The sequence below is a fragment of the Moraxella oculi genome (assembly GCF_023336735.1).
Classification (GTDB): domain Bacteria; phylum Pseudomonadota; class Gammaproteobacteria; order Pseudomonadales; family Moraxellaceae; genus Moraxella; species Moraxella oculi.
On record NZ_JAMBAQ010000014.1, the window covers coordinates 37,104 to 52,043 of the forward strand.

Genomic DNA, 14,940 nt, shown 5'->3' on the forward strand with positions numbered 1-14,940 from the left:
AAGGAAAACTCGTATGAGCTTAAATATTTACTATGATAAAGATTGTGATTTATCAATCATTCAAAGCAAAAAAGTTGCCATCATTGGCTATGGTTCACAAGGTCATGCCCATGCATTAAACCTAAAAGACTCAGGGGTGGAAGTGACTGTTGGCTTGCGTGAAGGTTCGGCATCATGGAAAAAGGCCGAAAACGCTGGCTTGAAAGTCGCCCAAACTGCCGATGCTGTTAAAGGGGCGGATGTGGTGATGATTTTAACACCTGATGAATTTCAAAAGCAATTGTATAATGAAGTGATTGAGCCAAATATCAAAGAAGGTGCAACGCTTGCTTTTGCTCATGGTTTTGCCATTCATTATAACCAAGTCGTTCCACGCAAAGATCTTGATGTGATCATGGTTGCTCCAAAAGCACCAGGTCATACAGTGCGTTCAGAATTCGTCAATGGTGGTGGTATCCCTGATTTGATCGCTGTTTATCAAGATGCATCAGGAACTGCCAAGCAAGTGGCGTTATCTTATGCTTCTGGTGTAGGTGGCGGTCGTTCTGGCATCATCGAAACCACATTCAAAGATGAGACTGAGACTGACCTATTTGGTGAGCAAGCTGTCTTGTGTGGTGGTGCTGTTGAGCTGGTCAAAATGGGTTTTGAGACTTTGGTGGAGGCAGGATATGCACCAGAGATGGCTTATTTTGAATGTCTGCATGAATTAAAGCTGATCGTAGATCTCATGTATCAAGGCGGCATCGCAGACATGAACTACTCGATTTCTAACAACGCTGAATACGGTGAATATGTAACAGGCTGTGAAGTCATCAATGACAAGTCTCGTGAAGCGATGCGTCATGCTCTAAAACGCATCCAATCAGGAGAGTATGCCAAGATGTTCATTAGCGAAGGTCAGCTGAACTATCCATCAATGACGGCTCGTCGTCGCCAAACTGCTGAACACGAAATCGAAAAAACAGGTGCTAAGTTGCGTGCGATGATGCCTTGGATTACTGACAGTAAAATCATTGATAAAGAAAAAAACTGATTTGATGCTTTATCTTAAAAAACAAAACCGCTCAAAAGAGCGGTTTTGTTTTTGGTGTTGAGTGTGGATTCCCAAGGCGTGTAGACCATTACATGACTTGGTGGTTATGATGCTAAACATCATTTTGACCCATGATGTTTAATTGATGGTCGCCTAGGGTAAATTTGATATAAAGCACTTGCACCCAGACGATGACCACAACCATGAGTGGCGTTGCCAATGCGATTCCTAGAATGCCCGTCATCGAACCCATGATGATTTGTGATAATAATAAAGCCACTGGCGGTAAATCCACCAATCTTTGCTGGACGATTGGAGATACGATATAGCTTTCGGCTTGTTGTACGACGATGATCATCAATAGCACCCAAAGCAACATGTCTGGAGCAACCAATAGCGTGACCAGTAAAATGGGCACGGCTGACAACCAAGGACCAATCACAGGCACGAAATCAAGCACAAAGGCAATCACGCCAAGTGCCAATGCAAAGCTGATGTCCATCAACCACAGTGCAATCGTCGTTGAAACACCGACGAAAGCCATTACTACCAGTTGACCTACCAGCCATTGTTTAAGTGCATTATAGCTACACTCAAGCAGGTATTTGGCTTTATCTCGATGTGCTTTTGGGACTAGGGCGATAAAACTACGCTGATACATTGTCGGATGCAATGCTAAAAACAACCCAAGTAGCAAGATGACAATGAAAGTTCCCATGCCGCTGATGAATCCACCAAGTAGCATTGAGATGCTTCCAATGGCATTCTGTCCAAACTGAGAAAATAGTAACTCTGGGTTTTGACGCACTTCAACAAACCACTCTCGATTCGTTACCCACTCATAAATGGTTGGGTAACCTTGTAAGTAGCTATCAACACTGATGAAGGCGGCGGGAATCATTTGCTTGATGTCGGCGAACTGATCGGCCAGCTCATTGCCAAAATTTGCCACAAAGCCACCGATGATTAATAGCAATATGCCAGAGACCATACCAACCAAAAATGTGTGTGGTAAGCGTTGTAGATATTTACCCAGCTTGGGTATTTTTTTGGCGTAGTCAGTCAATCCTAGCAAAAATACGGCGAACAGTACAGCACCAAAGACGATGAGCCAGACTTGCGTCAAATAATAAAAGCTTGCAAGTAATAACAGGATTGCAAAGCCAAACACAATCAGCGCTCTAGGAGGTAGATAATCCGTTGTCATGAAATACTCTGAATCTTATTTATTAAAAGTGCATCATACCAAAATTTTGTCAAATAATGGTGAATAAAATCAAGATGAAGTGATGATGGTGGACGATGTTTGGTCATTTGATGTCTAAAAACCGCCTTGGATCACAAAGCGGTTTTTAGGGTCTATTGTTTGATGGTTCATGGAGCAAGGCAACTTGCTAAATGCTTGGCTGGATCGGTGTCATAAGCCTTGATGGCATCTTTTACCGTCATTCCCAAGGCTTTTGCCACCCCTTCACCATAGGTCTGATCGCAGAAGTAGCAGTTGCGAATGTGGCGGTATTTGATGAAGTCTAAGGCATCACCCAGCGCTCTTGCGGTATTATCAAATAAAATCTGTTTTTGTGCATCGGTCATTAGATGAAACAGGGCTCTTGGCTGGCTAAAATAGTCGTCATCATCTTCACGAAAATCCCAATTTTTGGCATCGCCATCAATTTTAAATGGTGGTTCGGCATATTGAGGTTGTTCCTGCCATTGCCCAAAGCTGTTTGGCTCATAATGCAGACGACTGCCATAATTGTCATCAACACGCCCTTGACCATCTCTGTGGTTTGAGTAGACAGGGCAGCGAGGAGCGTTGACTGGGATTTGATTGCGGTTCACTCCCAAACGATAACGCTGTGCGTCAGCGTAGTTGACAAGGCGTGCTTGGAGCATGCGGTCAGGCGATACACCAATGCCGGGAACAAGGTTGCTGGGGGCAAAGGCGACTTGTTCCACATCTAAAAAGTAATTGTTGGGGTTGCGATTGAGTTCAAATTCGCCCACTTCAATCAAGGGAAATTGTTTTTTTGACCAAACTTTGGTTAAGTCAAAAGGGTGAAAATCCACGCTGTTTGCTTGTTCTTCTGGCATTACTTGAATGTACATTTTCCATTTTGGATAGTCGCCTTTTTCGATGGCATCATACAAATCTTTTTGGCTGCTTTCACGGTCTTTGGCGATCACGGCTTCTGCTTCAGCATCGGTTAGGTTTTTAATGCCTTGCTGAGTGTGAAAGTGAAATTTTACCCAAAAACGCTCATTTTTATCGTTAATGAAACTATAAGTATGGCTGCCAAAACCGTGCATATGGCGGTAGGATTTTGGAATGCCACGATCACTCATGACAATGGTAACTTGATGCAACGCTTCTGGTAGGAGCGTCCAAAAATCCCAGTTGTTGGTTGGGCTACGCATATTGGTGCGTGGGTCTCTCTTGACTGCTTTGTTTAGGTCGGGGAATTTGAGCGGGTCTCTTAAAAAGAATACTGGGGTATTATTACCAACCATGTCCCAGTTGCCTTCTTCGGTGTAGAATTTTAGAGCAAAACCACGAATGTCTCGCTCAGCATCGGCCGCACCTCGCTCACCTGCAACAGTGGAGAAGCGTGCGAACATTTCGGTTTGTTTGCCAATTTCGCTAAAAATCTTGGCTTTGGTGTATTGGGTGATGTCGTTTGTTACGGTAAAAGTACCAAAAGCACCAGAGCCTTTGGCGTGCATGCGTCGTTCTGGAATGACTTCACGCACAAAGTCGGCAAGTTTTTCGTTTAGCCATAGATCCTGCATTAAGATGGGGCCTCTTGCCCCTGCGGTCAAGGAATTTTGATTGTCAACGACAGGGGTGCCATTGCTGCGAGTAAGTGGCGTGCCTGAATAGGGACATTTCATTTCTGACATGGGTTTTCCTTATTGGTTGGGTGGTGTGATGATTTAAGTATAGCAAATACCAGTTCAAACCTTGGTTTGTCTTATGTAACTAATGAAAATGACACTCACTATGAATTGGTGTCTATCATGATGTTGTATGAACTGATGATTTGTGCTGATGTTGATGATAACTGATTTAATTATTAAATAAATTATAATAATTTTAATTTATTTTTTAAATATTGTAATGGTTTTTATGCGAATAAAAAAAAGACCATCAGTTCATGACAGTCTTTTTTTGGCAAGAGTGGGTGGATTAACCCTTATTCATCATCACCATAATATTTCACGCCGATTTTAATGGGTTCACGCCCTTGGCTACGGCGAAAATTATTGGTATCACGGAGCGAATAAGCACAGCCACAGTATTCTTGTTGATAAAAATGCTCACGCTTGCTGATTTCAATCATACGGCTACTGCCACCGCCTTTACGCCAGTTAAAATCCCAGTAGTCCAATCCCTCATAAGGGGCGACGGCACGATGACCACAGTCATTGATTTGAGCCATGTTTTTCCAGCGACTAATCCCGAGCGAGCTTGTCATCACAGGGAAGCCATGTTCATGGGCATATAGGGCGGTGCGTTCAAATCTCATGTCAAAACACATGGTGCAACGAGGACCTCGTTCAGGGTCTTTTTCCATGCCTTTGGCACGAGCAAACCAATTATCCATATCATAATCAGCATCAATGAAAGGAATGCCATGTTTTTTGGCAAAAGCAATATTTTCATTTTTGCGAATTTCATACTCTTTTTTGGGGTGGATATTAGGATTGTAAAAATAAATGGTAAACTCAATACCACTGGCAATCATGGCTTCCATCACCTCCCCTGAGCAAGGGGCGCAGCATGAATGCAACAAGACTTTTTTATGTCCGTTTGGCGGAGTTAAAATTTCACGGTCAATCGGTGTCAAATGTGGATTACTGGGGTCGGCTTTGGCGATTTGCTTGCCTTTTTTTTGAGCGGATGTCTGGGTTTGTGTAGGATGGTGTTTATGTACAGTCATGATCTTTTGCAATTTTTATGAAAAATAGTAATGAGGGGGTTATTATAGCATTGATTGAAAAAATTTGCTAAAATTGGCTAAATCTCTCTTTGCATAGACAGTAGGGTCAATCATGAAATTAACCTGGCAAAACCCTTTGGACATCGCCATTGAACTGGCTGAAAAATATCCTGATATTGATGTGCAGTACATTCGTTATACGGATTTGCATCGCCATGTTTGTGAGCTGGAAAATTTTTCAGACGATCCAAATAAATCCAATGAGGCCATTTTAGAGGCGATTCAGATGGCATGGCTTGATGAGTTGGATTGACCAATCATCAGTGAGCATGTTTTAAAAGATGGCTTAATGCCATCTTTTTTTATAAACCAAATTGACACAAAATTTTTACTTTTTATAACAAAATGTTTGTTTTTGTTGCATCATTGTGTTTTAATACATTGAGTAAATGGGCGTATGAAGTGATGCAGGCGTGTTGGTGCGCAAGCATGCGTTTACTTAATGCACAAGTGATTGATGGATATTGGACAATGTCTGTCTAAAATGAGAAGGGAAATGTTATGCAACAAAAAAATTCGGGTCGCATGGGACGCTTTTTAAAGAGCGTGGAATGGCTAGGCAATCTTTTGCCACATCCTGCGATTTTATTCGTGTGGATGTCAGCGATTTTGCTTGTGTCATCGGCGGTCATGTCATATCTTGGCGTTTCAGTGGTCGATCCACGCCCAGTGGGAGCGAAAGGTCGTAGTGAAGATGGCATGATTTATGTTGTCAATCTACTCAATGGTGAGGGTCTTGCTAAGATTGTTGAGAATTTGGTGTCAAATTTCACAGGATTCATTCCGCTAGGTACGGTATTGGTTGCCTTACTTGGTGTGGGCATTGCTGAGCGTTCTGGAATGATTTCGGCTGCTTTGCGTGGTCTGGTGATGAATGCACCACCTAAGATGGTAACATTTGTGGTCATTTTTTCTGGAATCATGTCAAATACGGCGGCGGAGCTTGGTTATGTGGTATTGATTCCGCTGGCAGCGATGATTTTTCATTCGCTTGGGCGACATCCTTTGGCAGGGCTTGCAGCGGCTTTTGCAGGCGTGTCGGGCGGTTATAGTGCCAATTTATTGCTAGGTACGGTAGATCCATTATTGTCAGGGATTAGCCAAGAAGCTGCACGCATCATTGATCCTGATTATGTCGTAGGTGCAGAAGCCAACTGGTATTTCATGGCGGTCAGTACCTTTTTAATCAGCGGTCTTGGTTATTTTGTTACCGAAAAAATTGTCGAGCCAGCCTTGGGTAAGTACAACCCTGCCGATGCTGATGATCCAACCGTGCTAAATAATAAGGTTGAGCGTCTGACGGCTGATGAGAAAAAAGGCTTGATGTGGGCAGGCGTATCAATGGTGATTTTCTGTCTGTTGCTCGCCTGGACGATTGTTCCTGATGATGGCATTTTAAGAAATGCGGAGACGGGTTTGGTGGCAGGGTCTCCATTTTTGCATGGTATCGTGGTATTCATATTCGTATTTTTTGCCATTCCAGGCTATATCTATGGCCGTATAACTGGGTCGTTAAAGAACGGTGGCGATGTGGTTGATGCCATGAGTCATGCCATGAGTTCGCTTAGCATGTACATCGTATTGGTATTTTTTGCAGCACAATTCACCGCCTTTTTTAACTGGTCTAATATCGGTCAGATCATGGCGGTGTCTGGAGCCAGCTTTTTGAATAATATTGGCCTTACTGGTCCTTTATTGTTGGTTGGATTTATTTTGGTTTGTGCTTTTGTCAATCTCATGCTGGGTTCGGCATCTGCCCAGTGGGCCATTACCGCACCGATTTTTGTACCCATGCTCATGCTCACAGGTTATGCACCTGAAATGATTCAAGCAGCATACCGTATCGGCGACAGTACGACAAATATCATCACGCCGATGATGAGCTATTTTGGTTTGATCATGGCGGTGGCAATTCGTTATAAGAAAGACACAGGTGTTGGTACGCTGATGTCATTGATGATTCCTTATTCACTGATTTTCTTAGTGGGTTGGACGGCGTTGTTTTGTATTTGGGTGTTTGTTCTTGGCTTGCCTGTTGGACCAGGAACAGCGACTTATTACACCCCGTGATTGAATGGATAAAACATCCCCTAAAAACTTTAGGGGATGTTTTTTTGTTAGTGATGGTATTGTGTATCGCTTTTAATGCTTGGTGATGACGGTGTGCTAGAAAGTTGCTACTTGGTGAATCATGATGTGGATGATATCACCTATTTGTTGTTTGTGATGATTTTTGGTCATGGCAGTTTGCATGAGTAGCTGATTGCCTTGTTCGTCTTGCAGGGTATAAAGCCAATTGCCGCCACGAAAATCTTTATCCATGATGCGAAAGTCCATGCCTTGACCGCCTGTGCAAATCTGCACATCATGTGGTCTGATGAGCATCTGCGTGTCTTGATTGGTGTTTGGCATAAGAGGAATGAAACCAATCGCACACTCCATACCGTCAGCATGTATGTCAGTAATGTCATATAAGACGCCTTCGCCAACAAAACTGGCAACATGGGCATTGGCAGGACTATGATACAGCATCTCTGGGTCTGCCCATTGTTGAATCATGCCTTCTGATAGTACGCCAACCGTATCTGCCATGGCAAATGCCTCAGATTGGTCATGAGTAACCAAAATGGCACTCACGCCTTGTGATTTTAGTAATTTACGAACTTCTTTGGATAAGGTGGTGCGTAGTTCAATATCCAGATTGGAAAAAGGTTCATCAAGTAGTATGAGCTTTGGCTTGGGTGCAAGTGCACGCACCAATGCCACACGCTGTTGCTGACCACCTGACAACTCATGGGGGTAACGATCTTTATACTCACTTAAATCAACCAATGTTAAAAGCTCATCAATACGAGCATTTTTCTCTGAATGACTTAACTCATTTAATCCAAAGCCAATATTCTTTGCCACCGTCAGGTGTGGAAATAAGGCATAGTCTTGAAATACCATGCCAATGTGTCGTTGGTGGGCGGCGACATTGGTGGTGTCATTGAATAATGTTCGCCCATCTAGCATCATCGTTCCTGATTTTGGCGTCTCAAAACCAGACAGGCAGCGTAAAATTGTCGTTTTGCCACAGCCAGAAGCACCCAGCAGACAAGCTATCTCGCCAGTCTGCAAGGAAAAATTGACATCATTTAAGATGATTTTTTTGTCAAATTCAACAGATAGGTGTTGTACGGTCAGCATAAGTCAGTTCTTTTGTCCTATTTTGGTGAATAAAATCACAGGAATCAGTCCTGTCAATACGATGGTCAATGCTGGCAAGGCGGCGGCTTCATACATGCCTTCACTTGTAAAAGAATAAATGCGTATTGCCAGCGTATCCCAATCAAAAGGGCGCATCATCAAAGTGATGGGCATTTCTTTCATGGTGTCCACAAACACCATGAGCAAGGTGGTACCCAGTGAGCCTTTTATTAAAGGTAAATATACTTCAAAAAGTGAGCGAATCGGTGTCGCCCCTAGACTTTTGGAAGCTTCTATGTGGGCGGATTTGATACGCTTCATGCCTGCGTCCACGGTCTGCACACCCAACGCCAAAAATCGAATCAGATAGGCGATGAGTAACGCTAACACCGTCCCCTTAAAGATGGCACCGTGCTCGGCGAATATCGCCACATGCTCAATGAGATAGTTATCAAAAAAAGCCACAGGAATGAAAACTCCGACCGCCAGCACCGAGCCGGGAATGGCGTAACCAAGCGTTGAGATTTTTGCACTGCCCAAGGCGAATTTACTGGCATCATGTCGAACGCTTAGGCTGATAAAAAAAGCAACCACGGTAACTAATATGGCAGCACATAGGCTGGCGATGACAGAATTTTTGGTTTGTTCAAAGATGACACCAAACTCAATGCCTTGCCAAGTTTCAACGACCCACACGCTTAGCTGAATGATGGGCAGGATAAACGCCAAAAATAAAATGCCGGCACAATAGCTAAAAGCCAGCCATTTTGTTAGACCGTGTAGAGCAATGTGTCGATGATGACCACCACGACCGACGCTTTCAAAGTTTTTGCGTCCACGACTAAGCTGTTCTAATACTAAAAAGATGAACACTAAACCAACCAAAAGACTGGCAAGCTGTTTGGCAGTATCAAGGCTAAAAAAGCCATACCAAGCCTGATAGATGGCGGTAGTAAAAGTATCATAGCCAAAAATCGAAACCGCCCCAAAGTCTGCCAGCACTTCCATGAGTGCCAAGATGACACCACTGACTACCCAAGGTTTTGCCATTGGCAGAGCAAGCTTAATAAACGCCTGCCAGTTTGACAACCCCAAAGAAGCACCAACCTCTAAAATGCGATTGCCCATGCTTCCAAAAGCATTTTTGGACAATAAGTAGACATAAGGATATAAAGTTAGACTCATCACCAAGGCCAATCCTCCACCATGCCTGATGTCTGGCAGACCATTTTCAAAGCCCCATGCCTGTCGCAAATAGGTACTGATGGTACCTGTGTAATCAAATATGCCAAGCTGTACAAAGGCAAGAACATAAGCAGGCACCGCCAAAGGCAGCATCATTGCCCAGCTAAAAATACGCTTAAGCGGAAAGTCATACATGGTGGTCAGCCATGCAGTGCTGGTGCCAAGCACTGTTACGCCAATGCCTACCGACAAAACGAGCCATAGAGTATTTTTTAATAAACTGGGCAACTCATGATCCAGTAGGAATTGCCAAATTTCAGCATCAAATTCGCCTATTGAAGATAAAATTACCCCCAAAGGAATGATGACTAATAAAGAACAAAGTCCAAGCCATAATCGTGCAAGCAGTGTTGAGTGTGTCATAAGCGTGTTGCGGTCATATTATGAGTGATTATTATTATCAAATAGATACCATAATGATAATAATCATTGTTTAAAAATGGATATGGTATTATAATACAACAGGAAATAGCAATCTTTTTAGGATTTTTTTATCAAAAAGAGAGCGTTTCATGTGTTGTAGATTATGTTTTTTTTAAGCCATGAAATGGCGTTTTAGAAGGATGAATTTATGTTAAAAAAAATCTTAATCGCTCAGGTGGCTGCATTGATGGCACTACCAGCATTTGCTAGTGAATTGGTGGTTTACTCATCTCGTGCTGACGAGTTATTAAAGCCGATCGCTCAAGCCTATGAAGCAAAAACAGGAACAAAAATCACGCTGGTCAATGATAAAGCTGGGCCTTTGATGGCAAAAATCCAAGCAGAGGGTCAAAATACCAAAGGCGATGTCTTAATCACGGTTGATGGTGGCAACCTTTGGAAAGCATCAACCATGGGTTTGCTACGCTCAATCAACTCACCAACCTTAAAAAATAACATTCCAGCACACCTAAGAGCAAAAAATAATCAATGGTTTGGCTTGTCGGTGCGTGCGCGTACGATTTTTTATAATCCTAAGACGGTCAATCCTAGCGAATTATCTACTTATGCCGACCTAGCCAATCCAAAATGGAAAGGTAAATTATGCTTGCGTACATCTAATAATGTATACAACCAATCGCTGGTCGCTACCATGATTGCTAATCATGGTCAAAAAGCCGCCACCCGCACAGTAACAGGCTGGGTAAATAATTTGGCAACCACACCATTTTCTAATGACACTTCCATGTTAGAGGCCATTAATGCTGGTCGTTGTGATGTGGGCATTGCCAACACCTATTATTATGGTCGTTTGGTCAACAAGAATCCTGAAGTGGCCAATAATGTCAAAGTATTTTTTGCTGATCAAAATGGCAAGGGTACGCATGTCAATGTCTCTGGTGCAGGCGTGCTAAAATACAGCAAAAACCCTGTTGAAGCCCAAAAGTTCATTGAATGGCTATCAAGCCCAGAGGCCCAAAAGCTGTATGCTGATCGCAACTTTGAATATCCTGCCAACAATCGCACCAATGCGGCTCCGCTGGTGGCCAGTTGGGGTTCTTTCAAGCAAGATGTCATCAATGTTGCGGTAGCGGGTAAAAATCAGCAAAAAGCCATCATGTTGATGAAAAAAGCAGGGTATAACTGATTTTTTGAACTCATCATGCCTAGGAGCAGAATGTCTTTTGGGGTGATGTGCTAAAAAATCTTTACCAAAGAAAGCCATGCCATTTAAGCATGGCTTTTTTGATGTTGGTTGACATGCTAGCTGATAAGCGTGTCTAAAATTTGCTCATAAATTAAAGTCAGCTTTTCCAAATCATCAACCGCCACATGCTCATCGATTTGATGAATGCTGGCGTTTAATACGCCAAGCTCAACCACTTGGGCATTCATCACAGGAGCGATGAATCTGCCATCGGAAGTGCCACCACTTGTAGAAAGTTTGGCGGTGGTATTGGTAACTTGTTTGATGGCATCGCAACAAGCATCAACAAATGTGCCTTTTTGAGTCAAAAAAGGTTCTCCTGACAGATGCCATTGTATGGTGTAGTTGGCAGCACTTTGTGCAAAATGCCTGTCAAAAATCTCATGCGTTTTTTCTTTTAAGCTGTCGGCAGTGTTTTGAGTGCAATAACGAAAATTGAACAAGACTTGGCAGTCTCCTGCGATGACATTGGTTGCGCCTGTGCCACCATGAATGTTGCTGATCTGCATGCTGGTAGGTGGAAAATGGTCGTTACCATCATCCCATTTGGTATTGATCAGCTCGGCAAGGGCATTGGTCATGGCGTGAATTGGGTTGATTGCCAAATGGGGATAGGCGATATGCCCTTGCTTGCCTACGACGGTTAAGGTGGCATTTAGCGAACCACGCCGACCATTTTTAATGACATCACCCAAGACGGCTGTGCTAGATGGTTCGCCCACCAAACAATAATCCATTTTCACACCACGCTTGGCAAGCACTTCTACGACTTTTTGAGTGCCATTGCGTGCCACACCTTCTTCGTCAGCGGTGATGAGCAGGGCGATACCGCCTTGATGATTGGGATGCTTTTTGATGAAATTTTGGCAGGCGGTTACAAAGCAGGCTATGCCAGTTTTCATATCAGCCGCACCACGACCCCACAGATGACCATCGGCGATGGTTGCTGAAAATGGCGGATAAGTCCAGCGGCTTTCATCACCGGTAGGAACAACATCAGTGTGTCCAGCAAAGCATAAGACGGGTGCATTTGGGCTTGTGCCTTGGCGATATGCCCATAGGTTTTTGACTTGGGCGTTAATGCCAGTATCATCTGCATCGCCAAAATGCATGAATTCGGTCTCAAAGCCCAATTTTTCAAGCTCTTGGGCTAGGATCTCTTGGCATTCATGATCATTAGGGGTGATGGAGGGCTGCTGGATCAGTTTGATCGATAGGTTTAGCGTAGGAGTCATTGATTTTCCTAGATGGTCTGGTATGTCTTATGTTGCAATGATTTGATCGTTGTAAGCTGATTGTCTTGGCGTGGCTGGCTTTCATCATCAAGATCAGATGATGCATGAAAATAAAAAAATAGCCAAACATCGTGAGTTATGCTAACATAAGTTATTTAAAATTACACCACATTTAAGTTAAGTTGAACGATGAATTATAAACACGCCTATCATGCTGGTAATTTTGCTGATGTTGCCAAACACGTCTTGTTATTGCAACTACTTGCCCAATTTTCTGCAAAAGGCAAGCCGTTCTATGTGTTAGATGCCTATGGTGGACGAGGCCTGTATTCACTACAAAGCACAGAGGCAGCTAAGACTGGTGAGGCGGATAGGGGCATTCGTGCTTTGGAATCTGCGGATATTACCAACCCCCCAAAAGCGATTGCTCAATATTTGCTAGGTTTGCAGACCGCACGCAAAACATATGACCAATATGTCTATCCAGGATCTCCTTGGTGGATTGCCAATCATTCTTTAAATCACAGTCAAGATGCAGCACTTCGTGCAGAGGCGTTTGAGGCGGTGGCAGATGAATATGATGCACTCAATTATCAGCTGCATCAATTACCGATTGGCATTCATCATCGTGATGCTTTTGAGGGTGTGCCTGCTGTATTACCCCCAAAAGAGAAGCGTGGCATTGTCCTACTAGATCCGCCCTTTGAGCAGGAACATAAGGATTTTGGACGCTTGGTAGATTTGTTGACCGTCAGCCATAAAAAATTCGCCACAGGGACTTTTGTGTTGTGGTATCCAATCAAAAATAAAGAAGCGGTAACGCTTTTTCACAAAAAAATGAAACGCACCGAAATCCGCCGCCAGCTTATTTGTGAATTAAACCTATACCCCAATGATGTGGCGGTGGGCATGAATGGCACAGGGCTTCACATCATCAATCCGCCTTGGCAGTTTGATGAACATGCCAAAGATATTTTACGAACACTTGCACCCATCTTAAAACCAGCAGACGCACCTACCATGAGTCTTGATGAGATGGCGGTGGTTAAATGGTTGGTGGGCGAATAACCGCTGATAACATGATAAATCATCACAGCTGAAATTAAAATTATGAATAATAACAATAACTTATCAGAAAATCAGCCACGGCATGATCATGATGTCGATGATCATGATGGCATTACCTTTGAGGTCGTGGAGAGTGAGGCGATTGATGGGCATAAACAAGTGCGGCGTGGTGTTTACCTAGTCCCCAATCTCATCACAACCGCATCCATGCTTTCGGCTTTTTTTTCCATCATAGCAAGTAGCGAAGGGCGGTTTTATCAGGCGAGTTTGGCAATATTTTTATCAGCGATTTTAGATGGCATGGACGGTAGGGCTGCTCGCTTACTCAATGCCCAAAGTCTTTTTGGGGAGCAGTTTGATAGCTTGGCGGACTGTATCGCTTTTGGTTTGGCACCTGCGATGTTGATGTATCATTTTGCTTTGCACGAGCTTGGGCGTTTTGGTTTGGCATGTGCTTTTGTCTTTACGGTGTGTGCAGCGTTTCGCTTGGCAAGGTTTAATGTACAAATCGGCTCGGTGGATAAAAAATATTTCATCGGATTGGCAAGTCCTCTGGCGGCGATTTTGGTGGCGTCAAGCGTGATGGTTGCCATCGATCATGCCGATTGGGTGGGCGTCATTGGTCAGAGTGTGGGCGTGGGCGAGTTTGCGTTTGCAGTGTGGACAGTCGCATGTGGCTTGCTTATGGTCAGTAATGTCAAATATTATAGCTTTAAGGAATTTGACCGCCAAAAAGTTCCTTTTGTCGCACTCATCTTGGGTGTGCTGGTAATGGGTATCGTGCTTTATGACATTCCTGTGGGCGTGCTGGCGATTGGCGTGGTTTATGCACTGTCGGGTTTTTGGATGACATTCTTTGCCAAGAAGTCGTGATAAGTCTTGATGGTTAGGTATGATGAGTGTGTTTTGTTTGGTGATTTTACTATTGACAAGTGTTAAAATAATCGTATCCTGCTTCAGCGTTCAGCGTTCAGCGTTCAGCGTTCAGCGTTCAGCGTTCAGCGTTCAGCGTTCAGCGTTCAGCGTTCAGCGTTCAGCGTTCAGCGTTCAGCGTTCAGCGTTCAGCGTTCAGCGTTCAGCTAAATTATTCCTAAAATTCGTTAAAAGTCAATACCTTAACGGTTTAAATTTCCTATTTTCAAATAAAAGCCCGTCTTTGCACGGGCTTTTTTCGTGCCTAAAATTTACCCAAAATCTATCAAAGGAGGTGCTAAATGATTAACACCGTCCAAACCAATAATAAACAAGTCAAATCCAAAAAACGAGTGGCTGATTTTGGCGAAGTGTTTACAGCCGAGCGAGAAGTAAACGCAATGCTAAATCTGCTACCTGACACCATTTGGCATAACATCACCGCCACATTTTTAGAGCCTGCGTGTGGCAATGGCAATTTTTTGGCAGAAATTTTAAGCCGAAAATTAAATGCCGTCCTTGAACTTTTATCCTCCGTTGCCGTAAAACCACCGACTTCAGGCGGTGGATATAAGGCAACTCCGCAATCATGCTTACGCATGGACGTTGTTTAGTGTGGTGTAT

Annotated in this window: 14 protein-coding genes; 8 read left to right on the forward strand and 6 right to left on the reverse strand. The window is 43.6% G+C overall.

Annotated features, from left to right (window positions below):
• The first annotated feature begins 13 nt into the window (after positions 1-13).
• On the forward strand, positions 14-1,036 hold the full coding sequence (gene ilvC / locus M2R47_RS07420; protein WP_249101148.1) for a ketol-acid reductoisomerase: 1,023 nt from the start codon (positions 14-16) through the stop codon (positions 1,034-1,036).
• A 112-nt stretch (positions 1,037-1,148) separates the two neighbouring features.
• Here ilvC and M2R47_RS07425 read toward each other — a convergent pair whose 3' ends face one another.
• The 3 genes from M2R47_RS07425 to M2R47_RS07435 form a co-directional block, all read right to left on the reverse strand.
• Positions 1,149-2,243: an AI-2E family transporter gene (locus M2R47_RS07425; protein ID WP_249101151.1), complete on the reverse strand. Its 1,095-nt coding sequence runs from the start codon at positions 2,241-2,243 to the stop codon at positions 1,149-1,151.
• Positions 2,244-2,410: 167 nt separating this feature from the next.
• Complete coding sequence (locus tag M2R47_RS07430) at positions 2,411-3,937, reverse strand: catalase (RefSeq protein ID WP_249101155.1); 1,527 nt, start codon at positions 3,935-3,937, stop codon at positions 2,411-2,413.
• A gap of 293 nt (positions 3,938-4,230) precedes the next feature.
• Positions 4,231-4,977, reverse strand: coding sequence for an epoxyqueuosine reductase QueH (locus M2R47_RS07435; protein WP_249101158.1), 747 nt, complete (start codon positions 4,975-4,977; stop codon positions 4,231-4,233).
• A 112-nt stretch (positions 4,978-5,089) separates the two neighbouring features.
• Between M2R47_RS07435 and iscX the strand changes: the two genes are divergently transcribed.
• Positions 5,090-5,290, forward strand: coding sequence for a Fe-S cluster assembly protein IscX (gene iscX / locus M2R47_RS07440; RefSeq protein WP_249101161.1), 201 nt, complete (start codon positions 5,090-5,092; stop codon positions 5,288-5,290).
• A gap of 248 nt (positions 5,291-5,538) precedes the next feature.
• A complete protein-coding gene (locus M2R47_RS07445) occupies positions 5,539-7,107 on the forward strand; it encodes an AbgT family transporter (protein WP_249101164.1) in 1,569 nt (522 codons plus the stop codon).
• Between the two features lie 96 nt (positions 7,108-7,203).
• Here the strand turns inward: M2R47_RS07445 and M2R47_RS07450 are convergent, their stop codons facing one another.
• Positions 7,204-8,226 carry an ABC transporter ATP-binding protein gene (locus M2R47_RS07450; protein ID WP_249101168.1) on the reverse strand — a complete coding sequence of 341 codons (1,023 nt, stop codon included), beginning with the start codon at positions 8,224-8,226 and terminating at the stop codon, positions 7,204-7,206.
• A 3-nt stretch (positions 8,227-8,229) separates the two neighbouring features.
• Complete coding sequence (locus tag M2R47_RS07455; RefSeq protein ID WP_173944629.1) at positions 8,230-9,834, reverse strand: ABC transporter permease; 1,605 nt, start codon at positions 9,832-9,834, stop codon at positions 8,230-8,232.
• Positions 9,835-10,042: 208 nt separating this feature from the next.
• Here M2R47_RS07455 and M2R47_RS07460 point away from each other — a divergent pair, with 208 nt between their 5' ends.
• Positions 10,043-11,041 carry an extracellular solute-binding protein gene (locus M2R47_RS07460; protein WP_046698538.1) on the forward strand — a complete coding sequence of 333 codons (999 nt, stop codon included), beginning with the start codon at positions 10,043-10,045 and terminating at the stop codon, positions 11,039-11,041.
• 116 nt (positions 11,042-11,157) lie between these two features.
• Here M2R47_RS07460 and dapE read toward each other — a convergent pair whose 3' ends face one another.
• A complete protein-coding gene (dapE, locus tag M2R47_RS07465; RefSeq protein WP_249101171.1) occupies positions 11,158-12,336 on the reverse strand; it encodes a succinyl-diaminopimelate desuccinylase in 1,179 nt (392 codons plus the stop codon).
• Positions 12,337-12,525: 189 nt separating this feature from the next.
• On the opposite strand from dapE, the gene M2R47_RS07470 reads away from it, so the two are divergent.
• Genes M2R47_RS07470 through M2R47_RS07485 form a run of 4 tightly spaced genes read left to right on the forward strand, consistent with a single transcriptional unit; the run spans position 12,526 to position 14,930 of the window.
• Entirely contained in the window at positions 12,526-13,404 is an 879-nt protein-coding gene (locus M2R47_RS07470; RefSeq protein ID WP_249101174.1) for a 23S rRNA (adenine(2030)-N(6))-methyltransferase RlmJ, read from the forward strand.
• A gap of 42 nt (positions 13,405-13,446) precedes the next feature.
• Positions 13,447-14,277 carry a CDP-diacylglycerol--serine O-phosphatidyltransferase gene (gene pssA / locus M2R47_RS07475; protein WP_249101177.1) on the forward strand — a complete coding sequence of 277 codons (831 nt, stop codon included), beginning with the start codon at positions 13,447-13,449 and terminating at the stop codon, positions 14,275-14,277.
• A 19-nt stretch (positions 14,278-14,296) separates the two neighbouring features.
• On the forward strand, positions 14,297-14,626 hold the full coding sequence (locus tag M2R47_RS07480; RefSeq protein WP_249101179.1) for a hypothetical protein: 330 nt from the start codon (positions 14,297-14,299) through the stop codon (positions 14,624-14,626).
• Complete coding sequence (locus M2R47_RS07485; protein WP_249101181.1) at positions 14,619-14,930, forward strand: hypothetical protein; 312 nt, start codon at positions 14,619-14,621, stop codon at positions 14,928-14,930. The genes M2R47_RS07480 and M2R47_RS07485 overlap by 8 nt, the downstream gene beginning before the upstream one ends.
• Positions 14,931-14,940: the final 10 nt, after the last annotated feature.

What these genes read in the sequence shown, in the direction of transcription:
- M2R47_RS07450 (WP_249101168.1), bottom strand. Translation starts at nt 8,226, where the DNA reads ATGCTGACCGTACAACACCTATCTGTTGAATTTGACAAAAAAATCATC.
- dapE (WP_249101171.1), bottom strand. Translation starts at nt 12,336, where the DNA reads ATGACTCCTACGCTAAACCTATCGATCAAACTGATCCAGCAGCCCTCC.
- M2R47_RS07485 (WP_249101181.1), top strand. Translation starts at nt 14,619, where the DNA reads ATGATTAACACCGTCCAAACCAATAATAAACAAGTCAAATCCAAAAAA.
- M2R47_RS07460 (WP_046698538.1), top strand. Translation starts at nt 10,043, where the DNA reads ATGTTAAAAAAAATCTTAATCGCTCAGGTGGCTGCATTGATGGCACTA.
- M2R47_RS07480 (WP_249101179.1), top strand. Translation starts at nt 14,297, where the DNA reads ATGATGAGTGTGTTTTGTTTGGTGATTTTACTATTGACAAGTGTTAAA.
- M2R47_RS07470 (WP_249101174.1), top strand. Translation starts at nt 12,526, where the DNA reads ATGAATTATAAACACGCCTATCATGCTGGTAATTTTGCTGATGTTGCC.
- ilvC (WP_249101148.1), top strand. Translation starts at nt 14, where the DNA reads ATGAGCTTAAATATTTACTATGATAAAGATTGTGATTTATCAATCATT.
- pssA (WP_249101177.1), top strand. Translation starts at nt 13,447, where the DNA reads ATGAATAATAACAATAACTTATCAGAAAATCAGCCACGGCATGATCAT.
- M2R47_RS07430 (WP_249101155.1), bottom strand. Translation starts at nt 3,937, where the DNA reads ATGTCAGAAATGAAATGTCCCTATTCAGGCACGCCACTTACTCGCAGC.
- M2R47_RS07445 (WP_249101164.1), top strand. Translation starts at nt 5,539, where the DNA reads ATGCAACAAAAAAATTCGGGTCGCATGGGACGCTTTTTAAAGAGCGTG.
- iscX (WP_249101161.1), top strand. Translation starts at nt 5,090, where the DNA reads ATGAAATTAACCTGGCAAAACCCTTTGGACATCGCCATTGAACTGGCT.
- M2R47_RS07425 (WP_249101151.1), bottom strand. Translation starts at nt 2,243, where the DNA reads ATGACAACGGATTATCTACCTCCTAGAGCGCTGATTGTGTTTGGCTTT.
- M2R47_RS07435 (WP_249101158.1), bottom strand. Translation starts at nt 4,977, where the DNA reads ATGACTGTACATAAACACCATCCTACACAAACCCAGACATCCGCTCAA.
- M2R47_RS07455 (WP_173944629.1), bottom strand. Translation starts at nt 9,834, where the DNA reads ATGACACACTCAACACTGCTTGCACGATTATGGCTTGGACTTTGTTCT.